Below are 15,248 nucleotides of genomic sequence, written 5' to 3'. Positions count from 1 at the left end.
AAATTAAAAGGACGGTATAAAATTATGAAAATTACAGGACAAGCGCAATACACTAAAGAAACTAATCAAGAAGCTTTTATGAAAGGTGGAGACTTCTTAGGAGCAGGAGAATTCACAGTAAAAGTTAAAGATGTTGAATTTAACGACAAAGAAGGAAGATATTTCACAATCGTATTTGAAAACAATGAAGGTAAGCAATACAAACACAATCAATTCGTACCACCATTCCAACAAGATTTCCAAGAAAGACAGTATATTGAATTATTAAGTAGATTAGGAATTCAACTTAACTTACCTGATTTAACTTTCGATACAGACAGATTAATTAACAAAATGGGAACAATCGTACTTAAAAATAAATTCAACGAAGAACAAGGCAGATATTTTGTCAGATTATCTTTTGTAAAAACTTGGAACAAGGGTGACGAAATTGTAAATAAACCTGAACCTAAAACAGATGAAATGAAACAACGCGAGCAACAAGCTAGTGGACAACAAACACCAATGAGCCAACAATCAAACCCATTTGGCAATGCTAATGGACCGATTGATATTAGTTCGGAAGATCTTCCTTTCTGATGAGGTGTTTGTATGAAAGAAATTTGGAAAGATGTTGTTGGTTACGAAGGCATTTACGAAGTCAGCAATAAAGGAAGAATTAGAACTCATAAATATAAAACAACTTATACCGAAAAACACGGTGTTAGACATTGGAAACAACGTTATTTAAAAGATAAAACGCCTAATGGTAGAGATGTAAGAGTAACGCTTTGGAAGAGTGGTAAATGTAAAGATTTTCTAGTTCATAGATTAGTAGCTTTCGCTTTCATACCAGCTGTTGTAGGAAAAGAATGTATTAATCATATAGACGGCAACCCTAAAAATAATAACGTTAAAAATCTTGAATGGTGTACTTATAAAGAAAATACTAATCACGCGTTTGAAAACGGTCTTAATACTAGCAATATGGCTGTAAAACTAACGAACCACTTAGGTATTGAATACGAATTTATCAGCATGAGTAGAGCTAGTAAGTTTTTAGGTCGCAATCATGGTTATGTAAGTGGCCGTTTAAAAGACAACTGTTCAAAGTTAACGGATACAGATGGCAATAAATACAAAGTAGAGAAGTTGATTTAAATGCAACGAATTACAAGATACCAAAGAGATAACGACGGGACTTACTCCGTCGTTGCTACTGGTGTTGAATTAGAACAAAGTCATATCGACTTATTAGAAAATGGTTACTCGCTCATTGCAGAAGTTGAAGTACCTGATAACAAAAAATTATCAATAGAACAACGTAAAAAGATTTTTGCTTTATGTAGAGATATTGAACTTCATTGGGGAGAGCCTGTTGATTCGTTAAGGAAAAGATTTCAATCAGAATTAGAAATAATGAATGGTTATAACGAAATAAGTTTAAGTAATTGTTCAATGAGAATAGCGAGCGAATTAATAGAGTTGATTATAGCTTTTATGTTCCATCATCAAATACCAATGAGAGTAGAAACGAGCAAATTGCTAAGTGGAGATAAAGCTATGTTGTACTGGGCAACGGTCAATCGAAACTGTGTACTATGCGGGAAATCAAACGCTGACCTTGCACATCACTACGCAATAGGTCGTGGTGCTAATCGCAAATCAATGGATCATTACGGTTATGAAGTTTTGGCACTTTGTCGCGAACATCATTCACAACAGCACAACATTGGTGTAGAAACATTCGATAAATTATATCACTTAGAAAATAGCTGGATTAAAGTTGACGATAAATTAAATAACATGCTGAAAGGAGTGAAAGAATGAAATCAAGAATGATAACAATTGATGACAGAATACAAATCGCATTTAGGATAAGTCAATTAAGAAACAATAACAATTTGACACAAAAAGGATTTGGTAAGCGAGTTGGAGTTAGTGAATTATCTGTAAACCGTTGGGAGAATCGTTGGCAATTACCACCAATGAAAACTGTGAGAAGAATGGCAGAAGAATTCAAAACAACACCAGAATGGATATTGTACGGGGAGTGATAGAAATGACTTCAGGACAAAGAATTAAAGAACATCGTTTGAATCTAGGAGAAACAATGGAAGAGTTTGGACGACGATTTAACGCACATAAATCAATAGTATCAAAGTGGGAAAAAGACTTAACTAAACCCAACGTTAAACGGTTAAGAATAATAGCTGATGATATGAACATAACTGTTTCTGAGCTTTTAGGGAGTGAGAAAGATGAGTAAGAGAAAAAATGTTTCTAATAAAACAAGATTTGAAGTATTTAAAAGAGATAATTTCACATGTCAATATTGTGGAAAATCAGCGCCTGAAGTTGTATTGAACGTAGACCATATAGAACCAGTTTCTAAAGGTGGTTCAAACGATATATCTAACCTTATCACTTCATGTTTCGAGTGTAATAACGGAAAAGGAAACAAAAAACTAAGTGATAAATCTGAATTAGAAAAACAACATAACGAATTGATTTTATTGAATGAACGTAAAAAACAACTAGAACAAATGATGGAATGGAAGAAAGAATTGATTAATTTAGATAATCATAAAGTAGATATGTTAACCGAATATATTGAAGAAACTCTATCAACAAGAATAACGGAAGTAGGTAAGAAAAAACTAAAACGCTGGTTAATGAAGTATGATTTTAAAGATTTAGTCTATGCTACTGATAAAGCTTTTGCAGCTTATGAAGAATCTGATAGTAATATTGTATTCGATAAAATCGAAAGAATTGCTTACTACGAAAAACACCCGGTAGCAGAATATATTAAAAAAAGTAGTTATATAAGAGGAATTTTTAAAAATAGAAACATTTTTTATAGAGATTTTGAGTTAAAAGAAATTATGAGAATGTGGAGTGAAAATTTTGACAGTTTTGATATTCCTATTGATGTAGCTAAACAAGCCAAAACTTATAAAGTTTTCGAGGAGGAATTGTTATATCAGATTGATGAGGTGATCAGAAATGGGGAAGCATAGATTTGTTAATGTAGAATTTTGGCAAGACGCTTTTGTTTTAGACCTCACCCCAGAAGAAAAGTATTTTTACTTGTATATCATGACTAACAGCAAAACTTCTCAATGTGGAATATACGAATTATCATATAGGGTTATTGAGTTAGAAACTGGATATAATCGCGAAACTGTAGAAAAGCTATTAAACAGATTCGTAGAATACGGAAAGATAAAATATTCAAAGAATACAAAAGAACTTTTTATATTAAATTGGGCTAAGTTTAATTGGAATAATTCGGAAAAAGTTGTTAACCGTATCAAACAAGAATTAGACAATGTAAAAGAAATTAGCTTTATTGAACAATATTTAGACTATGTGAATAGTTTAGAAAAAAATACCTCTCACATAGACTATCCATACAGTATAGATAGTCTATGGAATAAAGAAAAAGAAAAAGAAAAAGAAAAAGAAAAAGAAAAAGAAAAAGGAAAGAAAAAAGAAAGGAAAGAAGAATATATACCTTTTGAAAATATAGTAGACTATCTCAATTTGAAAACTGGAAAACATTATAAACATTCTACTGGTAAAACTAAAAGATGTATAGAAGCTCGGTGGAACGAAGGGTTTACAGAAAACGAATTTAGGAAGGTCATAGATAATATGACTTCACAATGGTTAAACGACGAAAAAATGAATCAGTACCTAAGACCTGAAACGTTATTCGGGACTAAGTTTGAGGGTTACCTTAACCAAGAATTACAACCGAGTGGAATGGATCAACTAGAAAGAATGAAATACGATCCTAGCTATTGGGATTAGGAGTGATGAAATGCAATCTATGGAAAGTCTAGCTAGAAATATCAAACCTAGCCAAAACATCGTAGAAGAACAGCGTAATCTTAAATGTAATAAATGTGGTAACACCTACGACTATTACAAATTTAGCAACGGACATGAATTCAGACATGGTTGTGACTGTACAATGATACAAGCTGGTAAAGAGGCAGAGAAAAAACGTAAGCAAAAATATATTAACAATATCTTTAATCAATCCACTGTTAACCATTCATTACAAGGAGCAACGGTTAACAGTTACAAACCACAAAACGAACAACAAACACACGCTAAAAATACGGCTATAGAGTACGTCAAAACGTTCTCAGTGGATAAACCTAAGTCATTAATATTACAGGGCTCATATGGTACCGGAAAAAGCCATCTAGCCTATGCCATAGCAAAGGCAATAAAAAATGAAGGTTATTCGGTGGCGTTTATGCACATTCCAATGCTTATGGAACGTATTAAAGCGACTTACAACAAAAATGCGACTGAGACGACAGACGAACTCGTTAAGTTATTAAGTAATATAGATTTGCTTGTACTTGATGATGTAGGCGTAGAAAACACAGAACATACACTCAATAAGCTATTTAGCATAGTAGATAACAGAGTAGGCAAAAATAACATCTTTACTACTAACTTTAGTGATAAACACTTAAATCAAGATATGAATTGGCAGCGTATCAATTCAAGAATGAAACATAACGCTAGAACAGTAAAAGTGCTAGGCGATGACTTTAGGGAGCGTGACGCATGGTAACGAAAGAAAACATCATAGAGATATTGAAATGCAGTGATCTGTATGCTCAAAAGATGATTGATTGGGCGAAAGATGATGAGGAATTGAACAACTTAATTAATAGCAAATTAGAAGAAAAAGCTTACAGACAACCGATTGTGGAGGTGTAGTGATGGGACTACGTGAGGGATATAAAGACAAATATTACTTATATACCATAGACGGTTGGAAAATGTGCAGTGTCATACCTTTAGCAGAAGATATGTTCAATATCGGCAACTATGCAGGTATGCACTTTCAAAAGGTGTTCAATGGCAATGTAACCAAAGAAGAGCTTAACAAGTTAAAACGTAAATATAAATTGTATCGCAAGGAAGAGTTACAACAACAAACCACGATTGATGACTATTTATTTTGAGGTGGCATATGAGTAAATACAACGCTAAGAAAACAGAATACAACGGAATAGTATTCGATAGCGCAGTCGAATGTGACTATTATAAACACTTAGAAAACAAGATGAATGGTGTGTATTACAACCGAATAGAACTACAACCAAGGTACGAGTTAATTCCTAAGTTTGGTAAACAACGCAAGACAGAATACATCGCAGACTTTGCCTTATACCTAGATGGAGAGCTAGTCGAAGTGATAGATGTTAAAGGAATGGCAACAGATACAGCAAAGTTGAAAGCTAAGTTGTTCAGATATAAATATCCTGACGTCAAGCTCACATGGATATGTAAAGCACCTAAATATACAGGTCTTGAATGGATCGAATATGACGAATTAATAAAAGTCAGACGAAAGAGAAAGAGGGAGAAGAATGACTGAACCTAGAGAGGAAACCGTCACGGTAAACGCTACAGTGAAAATCAAATGCAAGTTTCCGGTATGGCTTAATAAGCATACTACTGTAGAAGATGAAAAAGAGAAATTACTCGATGTGATTGCGGAGAACCCAGAAAAAGAATTGATGAATGAGAACTTTGAGTTTATAGATTTAGTTGAGGTGGAGTAAATGAAAAATATTAGAGTGGGCAAACAAACTTTTGTGATGACTGAAAAAGATGAAAAAAAAATGGAAGAAAACTTTATCGATATTTACGTTGTTAGACAAAGAATTAAAAAAGGTTGGGATTACAACGAAGCTATAGAAGCACCAGCAGGTATGCGTCGCAAGGAATGGGATAAATTAAAAAGAATGGAACGATTAAATGAAATGGAAGAAGCCGAAAGTTTAAAAGAACGTATCCAAAGACGAAGAATGGAAGAACTTAGACGTAAGAAACCTCATTTATTCACAGTGCCACAGAAACACGGTAGGGGTAAGTGGTGCAGTCATTTAATGGAAAACGATATTTTCCCTAAAAAGGTGGCTAGATAATTGGAAAACACATTATTTCAGGACCTTAAAGTAGGAGATAGTATTTGGTTTAAAAGTCCATATACTTCATATAGCCACTGGGGGACCGTAGAGAGCCTTAATTTTAATTTTGAGGGTAAACATACGTAAATGTAAAAGTGGGCGTAGAAACGGTTCTAAGAGCTTATGAGAACTACACATTTATTCGGGAGGATTAAGAAATGACAGACATGATAAATCAACCACCACATTATACGTATGGAGATATAGAAATCATAGATGTAATAGAGATGATAACAAAAGAATATCCGTCCGAATTAGCTTTTGTGATAGGTAATGCAACCAAGTATATTAGTCGTTCACCTTATAAAAATGGTGTGGAAGATCTTAAAAAAGCACGCTGGTATATCGACAGAGCAATTGAAAAATGGAGTGAGGACGATGGGCGTTAAAGCAAAATATGAGTACGTTGTTTATAAAGGTGATGAGATATTAAGCGCAGGAACTGCAAACGAAATTATAGAGAAGATGGGTATCACAGAAACGCATAAAAGAGCTTATGAAGCAGACAAATCGAACAGACGCACGATTGTCGCTATTAAAGTACCTATTGCGGAATTGGAGGATTAAATATGGTCAAGATAAAAGAAATACAAACAGATGGCACATACACTATTTACGATAGCAATGACAACACCATAAACATCACTAAAGAGGAATTTGAAGAAATCAAGCAATACAGCATTGATAGTGAATATAATTTTTTAAGTAGTGAAGATACGCAAGCGTAGAGGAGGAGAAATAATGCCAAAGATTAAAGTAGAAAAGCAAATGAATCTAGAAGAATTAATAAAATATGCAAAAGAAACCAGCTTAAAAAGAAGAGTGTTTAAATGTCGACATAAAAATGGTGAAGTAGTATTTGATACTGAAGGAAAATTTTGTTCACATGGTTGGATTTCTGAAGATGATACTTTCACAGTTGAGGATGAGATAGAAGTTACAGAAAATACAATATTACCTTATTTAGTGCAAGTTGTTGAGGAGGAAACAATAAAACCACGTAAACATATTTATCAGCATAGGTATGCAAGTATAAACGAAATTATACAAAAAGAAACACCCGTTTTAACTAAAATACTATCTTTTCATATTTTGAAAGTAGACGGCACAATGATTTTACTATGGCGTAACGGGGAGATGGTGGAATGAGCGTTCACTTTAGTTCGAAGTCGAACGAGTGGTATACACCTCAATACTTATTCGACGAGTTGAATGAAAAATATCAATTCACCTTAGATCCGTGTGCAAGTCATGAAAATGCTAAATGTGATAAATATTTCACTATTGAAGACGACGGTTTAACGAAAGATTGGTCTAAAGATATAGTTTTCATGAATCCACCATATGGACGCAACATAAAACATTGGATTAAGAAAGCATATGAGGAAAGTGTTAAAGGTGCAACAGTTGTTTGTTTGATACCAGCAAGAACAGACACGACGTATTGGCACGATTACATCTTTAACAATGCATATAACATAAAATTTTTAAAAGGTCGTATAAAATTCGGAGGGGCGGTAAACAGTGCGCCGTTTCCAAGTGCGATCGTAGTATTTAAACCTAAAGGGGATGGATTAAAATGATGCCTAAATTAAGAGCGTATGTAAAAAACGGAGATAAATGGTTACAGATCGATAGTGATAAGTGGGGTTTTTTATTAAAAATTAGCCCGTTATTAGATAGTGATGTTAAAGTTTCTGACGGTATGATCGTATTAGAAACATCAAAAAAACATCTGGTTTATTCATCTGGATTAACTGATTTTGATGGTGTAGAAATATTTGACAAAGATATTGTAAAAAATATTGATAGTGAAGAACTAGGTGTAGTCGAGTTCGATGAAGGTCAATTTAAAGTGAATTTCAGAGGTGTGTCAGAACAGTTGTGGGAAATTGATAAAGATATACAAATTATTGGCAACACTTACAGACACCCTCACTTATTGGAGCGTGATTAAAATGGATATACTTCATACATTATGTTTGCTTTTAGTTGGTGCATGTATTTCATACTGTGTAAGGAGAATATATGAAAAGTGGATGAATTAGTAAAAATGACTTTTAGTGATGGTAACGGAAATGTTTTAAGAGAAGGTTATGTCGCAGTTACAAATGAATTTTTAGAACAAATCAATGTTGAAAATCACAGTATTACAAGCCCAGAATATGTCAAAGAGTTAAAACGCAAGGCTAGGGCGTTTGATGAGATTGTAGAAATTTACAATGATGTAGATAATTTTTCGGATAGTGACTTAATAGACGTTATTGAAGATAAAATGAACGATTTGGAGAGTGATAGTGATGTGGAAAGTTAAAGAGTTTGAGCAGGAAGCAACAAAAACAGACGATCTTGTAAATAGGTTTGTAAAAGAAAATAACATTAAAGAATATCAAGTCTGTGGGTATCAATCTATTTGGGTTGAAGGTTATGAACAACACTGTTCACACATCTTAATCAAATACTGGGAGGACGAATAAAATGAGTAAACGCGAACAAATTGAACAGGCAATCATCAGTACAGGTGCATTCACAGGCGAAGATACAGAGACGTTGTTAAGTGAGATAGAGTGAGTGTATGAGAAAGCAAGTAAATACGATGAGGAGTGTGATAGTGATGGAACGAAAAGTAGTAAAACCAAAAGAATATATAGCTAAACCTAAAGGTAATTTTATTATAAGAAATTCAGCGGAGATAATTATCTATAGTGCAATATTCGGCTTTGTAATTAATTTGTTAAACAACGCATTACTTTTTAAAATACTAATTCAATTGGAGGAAGAATAATGACTAATCAACTAGAAATCAAATTATTATCAGAAAACGCAACAATGCCAACGCGTGCTAATGAATGTGACTCTGGTTTAGACCTATATGTATCAGAAACAATCACTATTCCAGCGCATACAACAACAATAGTTAAAACAGATATAGCAATCAACTTACCATACGGATATGAGGCACAAGTAAGGCCTAGATCAGGTAAATCACTTAAAACTAAATTACGTGTAGCACTAGGAACAATAGACAAAACATATCATAAAGAAATAGGTATCATCACAGACAATATAGGTGATGAAGACATCACAGTAGAAAAAGGTGAAAGACTAGCTCAGTTAGTTGTAGTACCAGTTGTATATCCTACACCCAAAGAAGTTAAGGAGTTTGAAAATGAAAGCGACAGAGGAGCATACGGAAGCACAGGAGAATAAAGATATAGTGGAACGTATAAAGGAAGTGTTAGGGAAATGATTAAACGTATATTAAAGATTTGGTTTACTATCTCGGTGTATGAGTTAGGTAAGTGGTTGGGTAGAGAGTTGTATTACAAGTTAAGCGCGAATGATGAAGTGGATAAGGCGCCACTAGATTTTAAAAATTATGATCATATTCATTTGAATGCAGAGGTGAGTGAATAGTGAACTTTGTCTACGATTTAACCGTAATATTGATAGCATTAATAATAACTTTATTCATTTCTAGTACTAGTTTAATTATAATCAATACATTGGCTATATTTGGAACTTATAAATTAATAGATTCCTTTGTCGAAAATATAATTAGAGGTGAGTGAAATGAATCATGAATTGTTAGGCGGGATATACACATTAGCTGGAGGTTTCGCTTTGTACACAGTAAAAGAAATAATAAGATTTATTGTAGATGCTAATTTAAATCGTAAACAAGCTAATCTCATTAATATATATCCGATATATTCAGATGTGTATAAGGCAGCGAAAATGTTTATTGGATCATATGCAACACCTATACTTCAACCCGAAACATTAAAATATGAAGATGTTCAAGTTCTAAAGAAGTATGAATTAGAAAAAGAAATTATTAATGGTTACAAAGAATATATAGATTTTCGTTATCTGATAAACCTTTCTTATCACTTGGAAAAAATGAGAGGTTTAAAAAAGGAATTTAATAACTTGTTTAGTGTAAATCAATTTTGTTTTGATGAACAGTTTATTAAGAAAACGATAAGCATCGATTCGGTTATGAGCGATGATTTGAATATGTTAGATCAAGAAATACAGTCTCACTTAGAAAAAGGTTCAACAGATGTTGAAGATAAAATTATAAATCAAAGCTACAAAGATAAATTAGTAGTATACGAACGTTACTTAGACGACTTTAATAAAGAATTCAAGAAAAAATTTAAAATATAAATGGAGGTTAGTCATATATGTGGATGATTACTTCAATACTATTAGCTATAGTCTTACTCATTTCTATGGGTGTACAACACGAACAACGTAAGATGATAAAGGAACGTGATTATTATATTAACGCTTTGAGATATTATAATAATCATAATAGTAAAAGTAAGTAGTGGAGGTAGTAGATGAGTACTGCATATGATATTAAACCAGGAACATTCAAGTATATTGAATCAGAGATATATAATCTACACGAGAATAAGAAAGAGATTAACAGATTAAGACTAGAGATACTTAATCCAACTAAAGAGGTAGACACAAACATTGTGTACGGACCATTACAGAAAGGTGAGCCAGTAAGAACTACAGAACTAATGGCTACACGATTACTAACTAATAAGATGTTACGTAACTTAGAAGAAATGGTTGAAGCAGTGGAGTATGTGTATGAGCAACTACCTGAAGAACATAAGAAGGTTATACGATTGAAGTATTGGAACAAAGACCATAAGCTTAAGATGGATCAGATAGGTGAAGCATGTCATATGCATCGTAATACAGTAACAACAATAAGAAAGAACTATGTTAAAGCAGTAGCTATGCATGCAGGTATTAAATAAACATTGTGCAAAGATTGTGCAAAAGGCTTACAAATCTGTAGTAATATGATAGTATCAACAAATTATATTCTTAGTCATGAGGCACATCACTAACGTGGTGTGTCTTTTGTTATGCATAACAAAGGAGCAAGTCAATGGCACTGACTAAAGAGCAACGTCGTACGTTCTACAACTCAATGGCATGGCGAGACAAACGCAGTGAGGTCATGCAACGTGATCACTTCGAATGCCAACGATGTAAACGACTAGGTAAGGTCACTATAGATGAACTAGAGATAAAGAAGAATAACCGTAAGAAGATAAAGTTAGTAGTACATCATATTAAAGAACTAGCAGACCATCCAGAATATGCATTGGATAGTGACAACCTAGAAACGCTTTGTGTTGAGTGCCACAATGAAATTCATGACAGAAATTTTAAAACAAAATATAAAAATAAAATTCCAAAATGGAATGATGAAAAATGGTAAAAAACTTTTAACTTATATAAAATAAATGTTTAATTCTGTAATACCCCCCGGTCTAAAAGTTTTGGGAAGAAAACCGCGCGGGGAACCGGTGGTAGGGAATCTACTCCGCAGATTTAAATAAAAAATTTATACAAAAGGGGGTTAAAAAGTGAAAAATAAAGCCAAAATCAAGAATTATCTGCTTGAAAAGATAGAAAAAGACAATCCAGTTCAAGTCGAAAAAGTTGAGCGCTACTTAAATTTACTTACAATTTTCTACGATTTAGACAAAGATATTAAAGCAAAAGGCTTAATGGTTGAGACGGTTAATGCTTCACAAACATTCCTAAAACCTAATCCGGCTATTGCTGAGAAAAATAAAGTCAATACATCGCTAATTTCGATTGAAAAATCGTTAGGACTGAATAAGCAAAATGAAGATGAGCCATCACCAAGACGTGGTTTAGTATGATACGTAATAAGCACGTTGATGACTATATTAATCTTTGGAAAACAGGCAAAGTGCTTCTTAATAAAGAACGTATCTTGCTCATAGCTTATTTAGAAAAACACATTTTAAGTCGTGACGACCTATATTTTGATGAGGAACAAATTGAAAACTTCATCAAATTTACTGAAAAATGGTACTTCCCATTGCAATCATTCCAAAAATTCATAGTCCCTTTTGTATTTCTGTTCGAGAAAGAAGGTAACTTCTTATTCTACGAGCAGTTTTTTATTACGCTTGGACGTGGTGGAGGAAAAAACGGATTAATTACAGCTTTATCTAACTACTTCATAAGTTATCTTCACGGTGTGCCGAATTACGATATTTCAGTTGTAGCCAATTCGGAAGATCAAGCCAAAACGTCATTTGAAGAAGCCTACAATATGATTGAGCGTAATGAATTAGAAGATATGTTCTATTTAACTAAGCTAGTGATAACTGATACAGAAACAAAATCACGCTTTAGATTTAGAACATCTAACGCCGGAACAAAAGACGGTGGACGAGAAGGCTGTGTGATTTATGATGAGGTACACAGATATGAGGATAGTGAAACCGTTGATGTATTTAGTTCAGGGCTAGGTAAAGTTAAATGGCCTAGAGAATTTTTCATCGGTACAGATGGATATGTGCGTGAGGGCTTCTTAGACAAACTCAAAGAGCGTTCAATGTCTATTTTAAATGGTGAAACACCAGACGACCGATTATTCCCTTTCATCTGTAAATTAGATGATCCATTAGAGGTTGATAATCCAGAAATGTGGGAGAAAGCCAATCCAATGTTTAGTAAGCCTATGAGTGATTACGCACAAGGTTTATTTAGAAAGGTTAAAAACCAATACAATGAAATGTCATTCAGTCCGACGAAGCGTCAAGAGTTTATGACAAAGCGGATGAATCTACCTGAGGTTGATTTAGAGAAAGTTGTCGCACCATGGGAGGAAATTATAGCTACAAACCGACCGTTTCCAATTCTCGAAAGAAAACAATGTATAGGCGGTTTAGACTATGCAAGTATTAAAGACTTTGCAGCAGTAGGACTATTATTCCGTGATGGTGATGATTACATTTGGAAATCTCATTCCTTTGTACGTAAAGGCTTTTTAGATTCAGTGAAGTTGAAAGCACCTATCCACGATTGGGAAGAACAAGGTTTGTTAACAATTGTTGATGAGCCATCAATAGACCCTCTCCATATAGTGCTATGGTTCGACCGTATGCGTGAAACGTATGGACTAGAAAAAGTTATAGCCGATAACTTTAGAATGGATTTACTGAGACCTTTATTTGAAGATTATGGCATTGAAATTGAAGTAATTAAAAATCCTAGAGCAATCCAATCATTACTTGCACCTCGAATTGAAACCATGTTCGCTAATCATCATATTGTATTCGATGACAACCCACTTATGCGTTGGTACACAAATAACGTTGCAGTGAAGATAAAGCCAGATGGCAATAAAGAATATATTAAAAAAGATGAAGTGAGACGTAAGACAGATGGTTTTCAAGCGTTGGTGCATGCGTTATATAGAGCAGATGAGCTGTTAGAAGTTGATATGAATGATAGCTTAGATTTCTTAAACGCAATTAATTTTTAAGGGAGGAGGTAAAACATGGGCTTACTAGACAACATTCTTAGACGTAATAAAGAGCTAACTTGGATGTATGACCTAGATATGTTCGAAGATGATACAAAAAACGCATATTTGAAACGTACAACGTTACAAACGTGTATTGAGTTTATTGCAAGAACATTATCGCAAACTAATTTCAAAGTGACTCAAGATCATAAAGCTATAAAAGACGATACATTTTATAAGTTAAACGTTAGGCCTAATACCGATATGTCAGCAGCAGATTTTTGGCAAAGGGTAATATACAAATTAATTTATAATAATGAAGTTTTAATTGTCGTAAATGACACTAAAGATTTATTGATTGCTGATAGTTTTGAACGTGTTGAGTATGCTTTGTACCCTGACATTTTTAAAGGCGTCACGATTGGTGAGTATGAATTTGAACGTTCATTTTTGATGGATGATGTTATATATCTTACATACAACAACAATCAATTAAACACCTTTATAGAAGATATGTTCGGTGACTATGGTGAAATCTTTGGGCGTATGATAAAAGCACAAATGCGTAACTATCAAATTCGTGGTGTGCTTAAAATGGACACATCTAAGATAGGTAAAAAAGACGAACAAGAAAAAGTGCAAGAGTACGTTAATAAACTTCTTAAAGTATTTGAGGAAAATTCAGTCGCAGTGGCACCTTTAACTAATATGTTTGATTACACAGAGTCAAGTAATGCGAACAAAGGTAATTCGGCGCCATTCAGTGACATTACAAATCTTAAAAAGGCAATGATTGATGAAGTTGCTAAAATTCTTGGTATTCCACCGTCATTAATACATGGTGACATGGCTGATTTGGAAAATGCTATGGAGTCATACATTAAGTTTTGTATTAAACCTTTACTTAAGAAGATTGAGGACGAATTGAATGCGAAATTGATACCTAAAAACAAACTCTTAAAAGGTAAAAGAATTAAAGCAATCAGTATAGACAAGAAAGATCCTCTAGAAATGGCTGAAGCCATAGACAAGTTAGTGTCATCTAGCACATTTACACCAAACCAAGTGCTTATTTTGTTAGGTGAAGATCCATCAGATGACCCTAACATGGATAAATACTTTGTTACGAAAAACTATACCACTTCTAATAGTGAGAACGCTTTGAAAGGTGGTGAGACAAATGACGAAGATTAACGTAAAAGGCGCAATTATCCCAAATAATGATAAATGGGTGTATGATTTCTTAGGAATGGACGCAACTTCACCGAATGACGTTATTGATGCGCTACCTTCTGACAATGAAGATTTAGAAGTTATCATCAATAGTGGTGGCGGAGACGTTTACTCAGGTAGTGAAATCTATACAACATTAAAAGCGTACCCTGGAAAAGTGAACGTTAAAGTAGTAGGTGTTGCTGCAAGTGCTGCATCTGTGATTGCTATGGCTGGCGACCATGTAGAAATGAGCCCAACTGCTCAAATGATGATTCATAACGCATGGACTGTAGCAATTGGAGATAGTAACGGCATGAGCAAAGCTTCTGAAATGCTAAGCGGTACTAACAGAGGTATTGCAAACGCATATATTGCTAAAACAGGCTTATCAGAAGAAACTATCTTAAATCTAATGAATGAAGAAACTTGGTTAAATGCACAAGACGCAGTCGAAAAAGGTTTCGCAGATGCGAAAATGTTCGAAGAAAACACACCACAACTTGTTGCTAACTCAGGTCAGATGATTTCTGAAGATGCAAAAAATCGCATTTCATCACTTAAGGCGACAGCACCACAAGTTAATTTCGATGCGGATGAAATCGCAGAGAAACTATACAATTTAATGAATAAAGAAATTGACGAATCTAAAAAGCTTGAAAAGCACGAGGAGAAAACTCCATCGGCTAAAAATGGCTTTGGTAGATTCGTTTTTTAATTACAAA

Annotated in this window: 32 protein-coding genes and 1 pseudogene; all 33 read left to right on the top strand. The window is 33.8% G+C overall.

Annotation, left to right across the window (positions count from 1 at the left end; all coding sequences use genetic code 11):
• The first annotated feature begins 24 nt into the window (after positions 1 to 24).
• The 33 genes and pseudogenes from JMUB898_RS08800 to JMUB898_RS08660 all read left to right on the top strand — a co-directional run bounded on the left by JMUB898_RS08800 (position 25) and on the right by JMUB898_RS08660 (position 15,241).
• Positions 25 to 579: a single-stranded DNA-binding protein gene (locus tag JMUB898_RS08800; RefSeq protein ID WP_002442296.1), complete on the top strand. Its 555-nt coding sequence runs from the start codon at positions 25 to 27 to the stop codon at positions 577 to 579.
• Between the two features lie 12 nt (positions 580 to 591).
• Entirely contained in the window at positions 592 to 1,140 is a 549-nt protein-coding gene (locus tag JMUB898_RS08795; RefSeq protein WP_002442297.1) for an NUMOD4 domain-containing protein, read from the top strand.
• Positions 1,141 to 1,809 (top strand): putative HNHc nuclease, encoded by a 669-nt coding sequence (locus tag JMUB898_RS08790; RefSeq protein WP_126501983.1) that lies wholly within the window; start codon positions 1,141 to 1,143, stop codon positions 1,807 to 1,809.
• Complete coding sequence (locus tag JMUB898_RS08785) at positions 1,806 to 2,036, top strand: helix-turn-helix transcriptional regulator (RefSeq protein ID WP_002442299.1); 231 nt, start codon at positions 1,806 to 1,808, stop codon at positions 2,034 to 2,036. The genes JMUB898_RS08790 and JMUB898_RS08785 overlap by 4 nt, the downstream gene beginning before the upstream one ends.
• Before the next feature lie 5 nt (positions 2,037 to 2,041).
• The gene (locus JMUB898_RS08780; protein WP_037541373.1) at positions 2,042 to 2,248 is read left to right on the top strand and encodes a helix-turn-helix domain-containing protein; all 207 of its coding nucleotides are present in this window, start codon (positions 2,042 to 2,044) and stop codon (positions 2,246 to 2,248) included.
• Positions 2,241 to 3,002 carry an HNH endonuclease gene (locus JMUB898_RS08775; protein WP_002442301.1) on the top strand — a complete coding sequence of 254 codons (762 nt, stop codon included), beginning with the start codon at positions 2,241 to 2,243 and terminating at the stop codon, positions 3,000 to 3,002. The genes JMUB898_RS08780 and JMUB898_RS08775 overlap by 8 nt, the downstream gene beginning before the upstream one ends.
• Positions 2,989 to 3,798, top strand: coding sequence for a conserved phage C-terminal domain-containing protein (locus tag JMUB898_RS08770; protein WP_126514793.1), 810 nt, complete (start codon positions 2,989 to 2,991; stop codon positions 3,796 to 3,798). The genes JMUB898_RS08775 and JMUB898_RS08770 overlap by 14 nt, the downstream gene beginning before the upstream one ends.
• A gap of 10 nt (positions 3,799 to 3,808) precedes the next feature.
• Positions 3,809 to 4,579: an ATP-binding protein gene (locus tag JMUB898_RS08765; RefSeq protein WP_037541374.1), complete on the top strand. Its 771-nt coding sequence runs from the start codon at positions 3,809 to 3,811 to the stop codon at positions 4,577 to 4,579.
• Positions 4,573 to 4,728, top strand: a complete 156-nt coding sequence (locus JMUB898_RS12680) for a hypothetical protein (RefSeq protein WP_002442304.1) — start codon at positions 4,573 to 4,575, stop codon at positions 4,726 to 4,728. Before JMUB898_RS08765 ends, JMUB898_RS12680 begins: the two co-directional genes overlap by 7 nt.
• 2 nt (positions 4,729 to 4,730) lie before the next feature.
• Positions 4,731 to 4,976, top strand: a complete 246-nt coding sequence (locus tag JMUB898_RS08760) for a hypothetical protein (RefSeq protein ID WP_002442305.1) — start codon at positions 4,731 to 4,733, stop codon at positions 4,974 to 4,976.
• Positions 4,977 to 4,984: 8 nt separating this feature from the next.
• On the top strand, positions 4,985 to 5,392 hold the full coding sequence (locus tag JMUB898_RS08755; RefSeq protein ID WP_002442307.1) for a DUF1064 domain-containing protein: 408 nt from the start codon (positions 4,985 to 4,987) through the stop codon (positions 5,390 to 5,392).
• Positions 5,385 to 5,579, top strand: coding sequence for a hypothetical protein (locus tag JMUB898_RS08750; protein WP_002442308.1), 195 nt, complete (start codon positions 5,385 to 5,387; stop codon positions 5,577 to 5,579). The genes JMUB898_RS08755 and JMUB898_RS08750 overlap by 8 nt, the downstream gene beginning before the upstream one ends.
• On the top strand, positions 5,580 to 5,945 hold the full coding sequence (locus tag JMUB898_RS08745; protein ID WP_049388114.1) for an SA1788 family PVL leukocidin-associated protein: 366 nt from the start codon (positions 5,580 to 5,582) through the stop codon (positions 5,943 to 5,945). It abuts the gene before it with no gap.
• A gap of 212 nt (positions 5,946 to 6,157) precedes the next feature.
• A pseudogene (locus tag JMUB898_RS08735) lies at positions 6,158 to 6,376 on the top strand (DUF3310 domain-containing protein); the annotation flags it as partial.
• Positions 6,366 to 6,554 carry a hypothetical protein gene (locus JMUB898_RS08730; RefSeq protein WP_002442316.1) on the top strand — a complete coding sequence of 63 codons (189 nt, stop codon included), beginning with the start codon at positions 6,366 to 6,368 and terminating at the stop codon, positions 6,552 to 6,554. The pseudogene JMUB898_RS08735 and the gene JMUB898_RS08730, both read left to right, overlap by 11 nt.
• A 2-nt stretch (positions 6,555 to 6,556) precedes the next feature.
• Positions 6,557 to 6,715, top strand: coding sequence for a hypothetical protein (locus JMUB898_RS12675; protein ID WP_002442318.1), 159 nt, complete (start codon positions 6,557 to 6,559; stop codon positions 6,713 to 6,715).
• 13 nt (positions 6,716 to 6,728) lie between these two features.
• On the top strand, positions 6,729 to 7,136 hold the full coding sequence (locus JMUB898_RS08725) for a hypothetical protein (protein ID WP_002442319.1): 408 nt from the start codon (positions 6,729 to 6,731) through the stop codon (positions 7,134 to 7,136).
• Positions 7,133 to 7,570, top strand: coding sequence for a DNA N-6-adenine-methyltransferase (locus JMUB898_RS08720; RefSeq protein WP_002442321.1), 438 nt, complete (start codon positions 7,133 to 7,135; stop codon positions 7,568 to 7,570). The genes JMUB898_RS08725 and JMUB898_RS08720 overlap by 4 nt, the downstream gene beginning before the upstream one ends.
• A complete protein-coding gene (locus tag JMUB898_RS08715) occupies positions 7,567 to 7,944 on the top strand; it encodes a YopX family protein (RefSeq protein WP_002442323.1) in 378 nt (125 codons plus the stop codon). The genes JMUB898_RS08720 and JMUB898_RS08715 overlap by 4 nt, the downstream gene beginning before the upstream one ends.
• Before the next feature lie 78 nt (positions 7,945 to 8,022).
• Positions 8,023 to 8,301, top strand: a complete 279-nt coding sequence (locus JMUB898_RS08710) for a hypothetical protein (protein WP_002442325.1) — start codon at positions 8,023 to 8,025, stop codon at positions 8,299 to 8,301.
• The gene (locus JMUB898_RS12670; RefSeq protein WP_002442327.1) at positions 8,288 to 8,464 is read left to right on the top strand and encodes a hypothetical protein; all 177 of its coding nucleotides are present in this window, start codon (positions 8,288 to 8,290) and stop codon (positions 8,462 to 8,464) included. Before JMUB898_RS08710 ends, JMUB898_RS12670 begins: the two co-directional genes overlap by 14 nt.
• Before the next feature lies 1 nt (position 8,465).
• Positions 8,466 to 8,558 (top strand): DUF1024 family protein, encoded by a 93-nt coding sequence (locus JMUB898_RS08705; protein WP_126493813.1) that lies wholly within the window; start codon positions 8,466 to 8,468, stop codon positions 8,556 to 8,558.
• Positions 8,559 to 8,601: 43 nt separating this feature from the next.
• Positions 8,602 to 8,772 (top strand): hypothetical protein, encoded by a 171-nt coding sequence (locus tag JMUB898_RS12665; protein ID WP_153227380.1) that lies wholly within the window; start codon positions 8,602 to 8,604, stop codon positions 8,770 to 8,772.
• On the top strand, positions 8,772 to 9,197 hold the full coding sequence (gene dut, locus JMUB898_RS08700) for a dUTP diphosphatase (protein ID WP_002442331.1): 426 nt from the start codon (positions 8,772 to 8,774) through the stop codon (positions 9,195 to 9,197). Before JMUB898_RS12665 ends, dut begins: the two co-directional genes overlap by 1 nt.
• A gap of 36 nt (positions 9,198 to 9,233) precedes the next feature.
• Positions 9,234 to 9,404, top strand: coding sequence for a transcriptional activator RinB (gene rinB / locus JMUB898_RS08695; RefSeq protein ID WP_002442333.1), 171 nt, complete (start codon positions 9,234 to 9,236; stop codon positions 9,402 to 9,404).
• Positions 9,405 to 9,560: 156 nt separating this feature from the next.
• Entirely contained in the window at positions 9,561 to 10,160 is a 600-nt protein-coding gene (locus tag JMUB898_RS08690) for a hypothetical protein (protein WP_002442335.1), read from the top strand.
• 17 nt (positions 10,161 to 10,177) lie between these two features.
• Positions 10,178 to 10,324: a hypothetical protein gene (locus tag JMUB898_RS12660; RefSeq protein WP_002442336.1), complete on the top strand. Its 147-nt coding sequence runs from the start codon at positions 10,178 to 10,180 to the stop codon at positions 10,322 to 10,324.
• Positions 10,325 to 10,336: 12 nt separating this feature from the next.
• On the top strand, positions 10,337 to 10,771 hold the full coding sequence (locus JMUB898_RS08685) for a transcriptional regulator (RefSeq protein WP_002442338.1): 435 nt from the start codon (positions 10,337 to 10,339) through the stop codon (positions 10,769 to 10,771).
• Positions 10,772 to 10,905: 134 nt separating this feature from the next.
• Complete coding sequence (locus JMUB898_RS08680; RefSeq protein WP_002442340.1) at positions 10,906 to 11,241, top strand: HNH endonuclease; 336 nt, start codon at positions 10,906 to 10,908, stop codon at positions 11,239 to 11,241.
• Between the two features lie 148 nt (positions 11,242 to 11,389).
• On the top strand, positions 11,390 to 11,692 hold the full coding sequence (locus JMUB898_RS08675) for a P27 family phage terminase small subunit (protein ID WP_002442342.1): 303 nt from the start codon (positions 11,390 to 11,392) through the stop codon (positions 11,690 to 11,692).
• Positions 11,689 to 13,329 carry a terminase large subunit domain-containing protein gene (locus JMUB898_RS08670; protein ID WP_002442344.1) on the top strand — a complete coding sequence of 547 codons (1,641 nt, stop codon included), beginning with the start codon at positions 11,689 to 11,691 and terminating at the stop codon, positions 13,327 to 13,329. Before JMUB898_RS08675 ends, JMUB898_RS08670 begins: the two co-directional genes overlap by 4 nt.
• A gap of 15 nt (positions 13,330 to 13,344) precedes the next feature.
• Positions 13,345 to 14,505 carry a phage portal protein gene (locus tag JMUB898_RS08665; protein ID WP_002442346.1) on the top strand — a complete coding sequence of 387 codons (1,161 nt, stop codon included), beginning with the start codon at positions 13,345 to 13,347 and terminating at the stop codon, positions 14,503 to 14,505.
• Positions 14,492 to 15,241 (top strand): head maturation protease, ClpP-related, encoded by a 750-nt coding sequence (locus JMUB898_RS08660; RefSeq protein ID WP_002442348.1) that lies wholly within the window; start codon positions 14,492 to 14,494, stop codon positions 15,239 to 15,241. Before JMUB898_RS08665 ends, JMUB898_RS08660 begins: the two co-directional genes overlap by 14 nt.
• Positions 15,242 to 15,248: the final 7 nt, after the last annotated feature.

Origin of the sequence: Staphylococcus caprae (assembly GCF_003966625.1) — a bacterium.
Lineage (GTDB): Bacteria > Bacillota > Bacilli > Staphylococcales > Staphylococcaceae > Staphylococcus > Staphylococcus caprae.
Note: the sequence above shows the minus strand (reverse complement) of the source record. Positions and strands in the feature narration are given on the sequence as shown.

Coding starts and splice junctions, on each gene's coding strand:
- JMUB898_RS08800 (WP_002442296.1), top strand. CDS start 25: ATGAAAATTACAGGACAAGCGCAATACACTAAAGAAACTAATCAAGAA.
- JMUB898_RS08795 (WP_002442297.1), top strand. CDS start 592: ATGAAAGAAATTTGGAAAGATGTTGTTGGTTACGAAGGCATTTACGAA.
- JMUB898_RS08790 (WP_126501983.1), top strand. CDS start 1,141: ATGCAACGAATTACAAGATACCAAAGAGATAACGACGGGACTTACTCC.
- JMUB898_RS08785 (WP_002442299.1), top strand. CDS start 1,806: ATGAAATCAAGAATGATAACAATTGATGACAGAATACAAATCGCATTT.
- JMUB898_RS08780 (WP_037541373.1), top strand. CDS start 2,042: ATGACTTCAGGACAAAGAATTAAAGAACATCGTTTGAATCTAGGAGAA.
- JMUB898_RS08775 (WP_002442301.1), top strand. CDS start 2,241: ATGAGTAAGAGAAAAAATGTTTCTAATAAAACAAGATTTGAAGTATTT.
- JMUB898_RS08770 (WP_126514793.1), top strand. CDS start 2,989: ATGGGGAAGCATAGATTTGTTAATGTAGAATTTTGGCAAGACGCTTTT.
- JMUB898_RS08765 (WP_037541374.1), top strand. CDS start 3,809: ATGCAATCTATGGAAAGTCTAGCTAGAAATATCAAACCTAGCCAAAAC.
- JMUB898_RS12680 (WP_002442304.1), top strand. CDS start 4,573: ATGGTAACGAAAGAAAACATCATAGAGATATTGAAATGCAGTGATCTG.
- JMUB898_RS08760 (WP_002442305.1), top strand. CDS start 4,731: ATGGGACTACGTGAGGGATATAAAGACAAATATTACTTATATACCATA.
- JMUB898_RS08755 (WP_002442307.1), top strand. CDS start 4,985: ATGAGTAAATACAACGCTAAGAAAACAGAATACAACGGAATAGTATTC.
- JMUB898_RS08750 (WP_002442308.1), top strand. CDS start 5,385: ATGACTGAACCTAGAGAGGAAACCGTCACGGTAAACGCTACAGTGAAA.
- JMUB898_RS08745 (WP_049388114.1), top strand. CDS start 5,580: ATGAAAAATATTAGAGTGGGCAAACAAACTTTTGTGATGACTGAAAAA.
- JMUB898_RS08730 (WP_002442316.1), top strand. CDS start 6,366: ATGGGCGTTAAAGCAAAATATGAGTACGTTGTTTATAAAGGTGATGAG.
- JMUB898_RS12675 (WP_002442318.1), top strand. CDS start 6,557: ATGGTCAAGATAAAAGAAATACAAACAGATGGCACATACACTATTTAC.
- JMUB898_RS08725 (WP_002442319.1), top strand. CDS start 6,729: ATGCCAAAGATTAAAGTAGAAAAGCAAATGAATCTAGAAGAATTAATA.
- JMUB898_RS08720 (WP_002442321.1), top strand. CDS start 7,133: ATGAGCGTTCACTTTAGTTCGAAGTCGAACGAGTGGTATACACCTCAA.
- JMUB898_RS08715 (WP_002442323.1), top strand. CDS start 7,567: ATGATGCCTAAATTAAGAGCGTATGTAAAAAACGGAGATAAATGGTTA.
- JMUB898_RS12670 (WP_002442327.1), top strand. CDS start 8,288: ATGTGGAAAGTTAAAGAGTTTGAGCAGGAAGCAACAAAAACAGACGAT.
- JMUB898_RS08705 (WP_126493813.1), top strand. CDS start 8,466: ATGAGTAAACGCGAACAAATTGAACAGGCAATCATCAGTACAGGTGCA.
- JMUB898_RS12665 (WP_153227380.1), top strand. CDS start 8,602: ATGGAACGAAAAGTAGTAAAACCAAAAGAATATATAGCTAAACCTAAA.
- dut (WP_002442331.1), top strand. CDS start 8,772: ATGACTAATCAACTAGAAATCAAATTATTATCAGAAAACGCAACAATG.
- rinB (WP_002442333.1), top strand. CDS start 9,234: ATGATTAAACGTATATTAAAGATTTGGTTTACTATCTCGGTGTATGAG.
- JMUB898_RS08690 (WP_002442335.1), top strand. CDS start 9,561: ATGAATCATGAATTGTTAGGCGGGATATACACATTAGCTGGAGGTTTC.
- JMUB898_RS12660 (WP_002442336.1), top strand. CDS start 10,178: ATGTGGATGATTACTTCAATACTATTAGCTATAGTCTTACTCATTTCT.
- JMUB898_RS08685 (WP_002442338.1), top strand. CDS start 10,337: ATGAGTACTGCATATGATATTAAACCAGGAACATTCAAGTATATTGAA.
- JMUB898_RS08680 (WP_002442340.1), top strand. CDS start 10,906: ATGGCACTGACTAAAGAGCAACGTCGTACGTTCTACAACTCAATGGCA.
- JMUB898_RS08670 (WP_002442344.1), top strand. CDS start 11,689: ATGATACGTAATAAGCACGTTGATGACTATATTAATCTTTGGAAAACA.
- JMUB898_RS08665 (WP_002442346.1), top strand. CDS start 13,345: ATGGGCTTACTAGACAACATTCTTAGACGTAATAAAGAGCTAACTTGG.
- JMUB898_RS08660 (WP_002442348.1), top strand. CDS start 14,492: ATGACGAAGATTAACGTAAAAGGCGCAATTATCCCAAATAATGATAAA.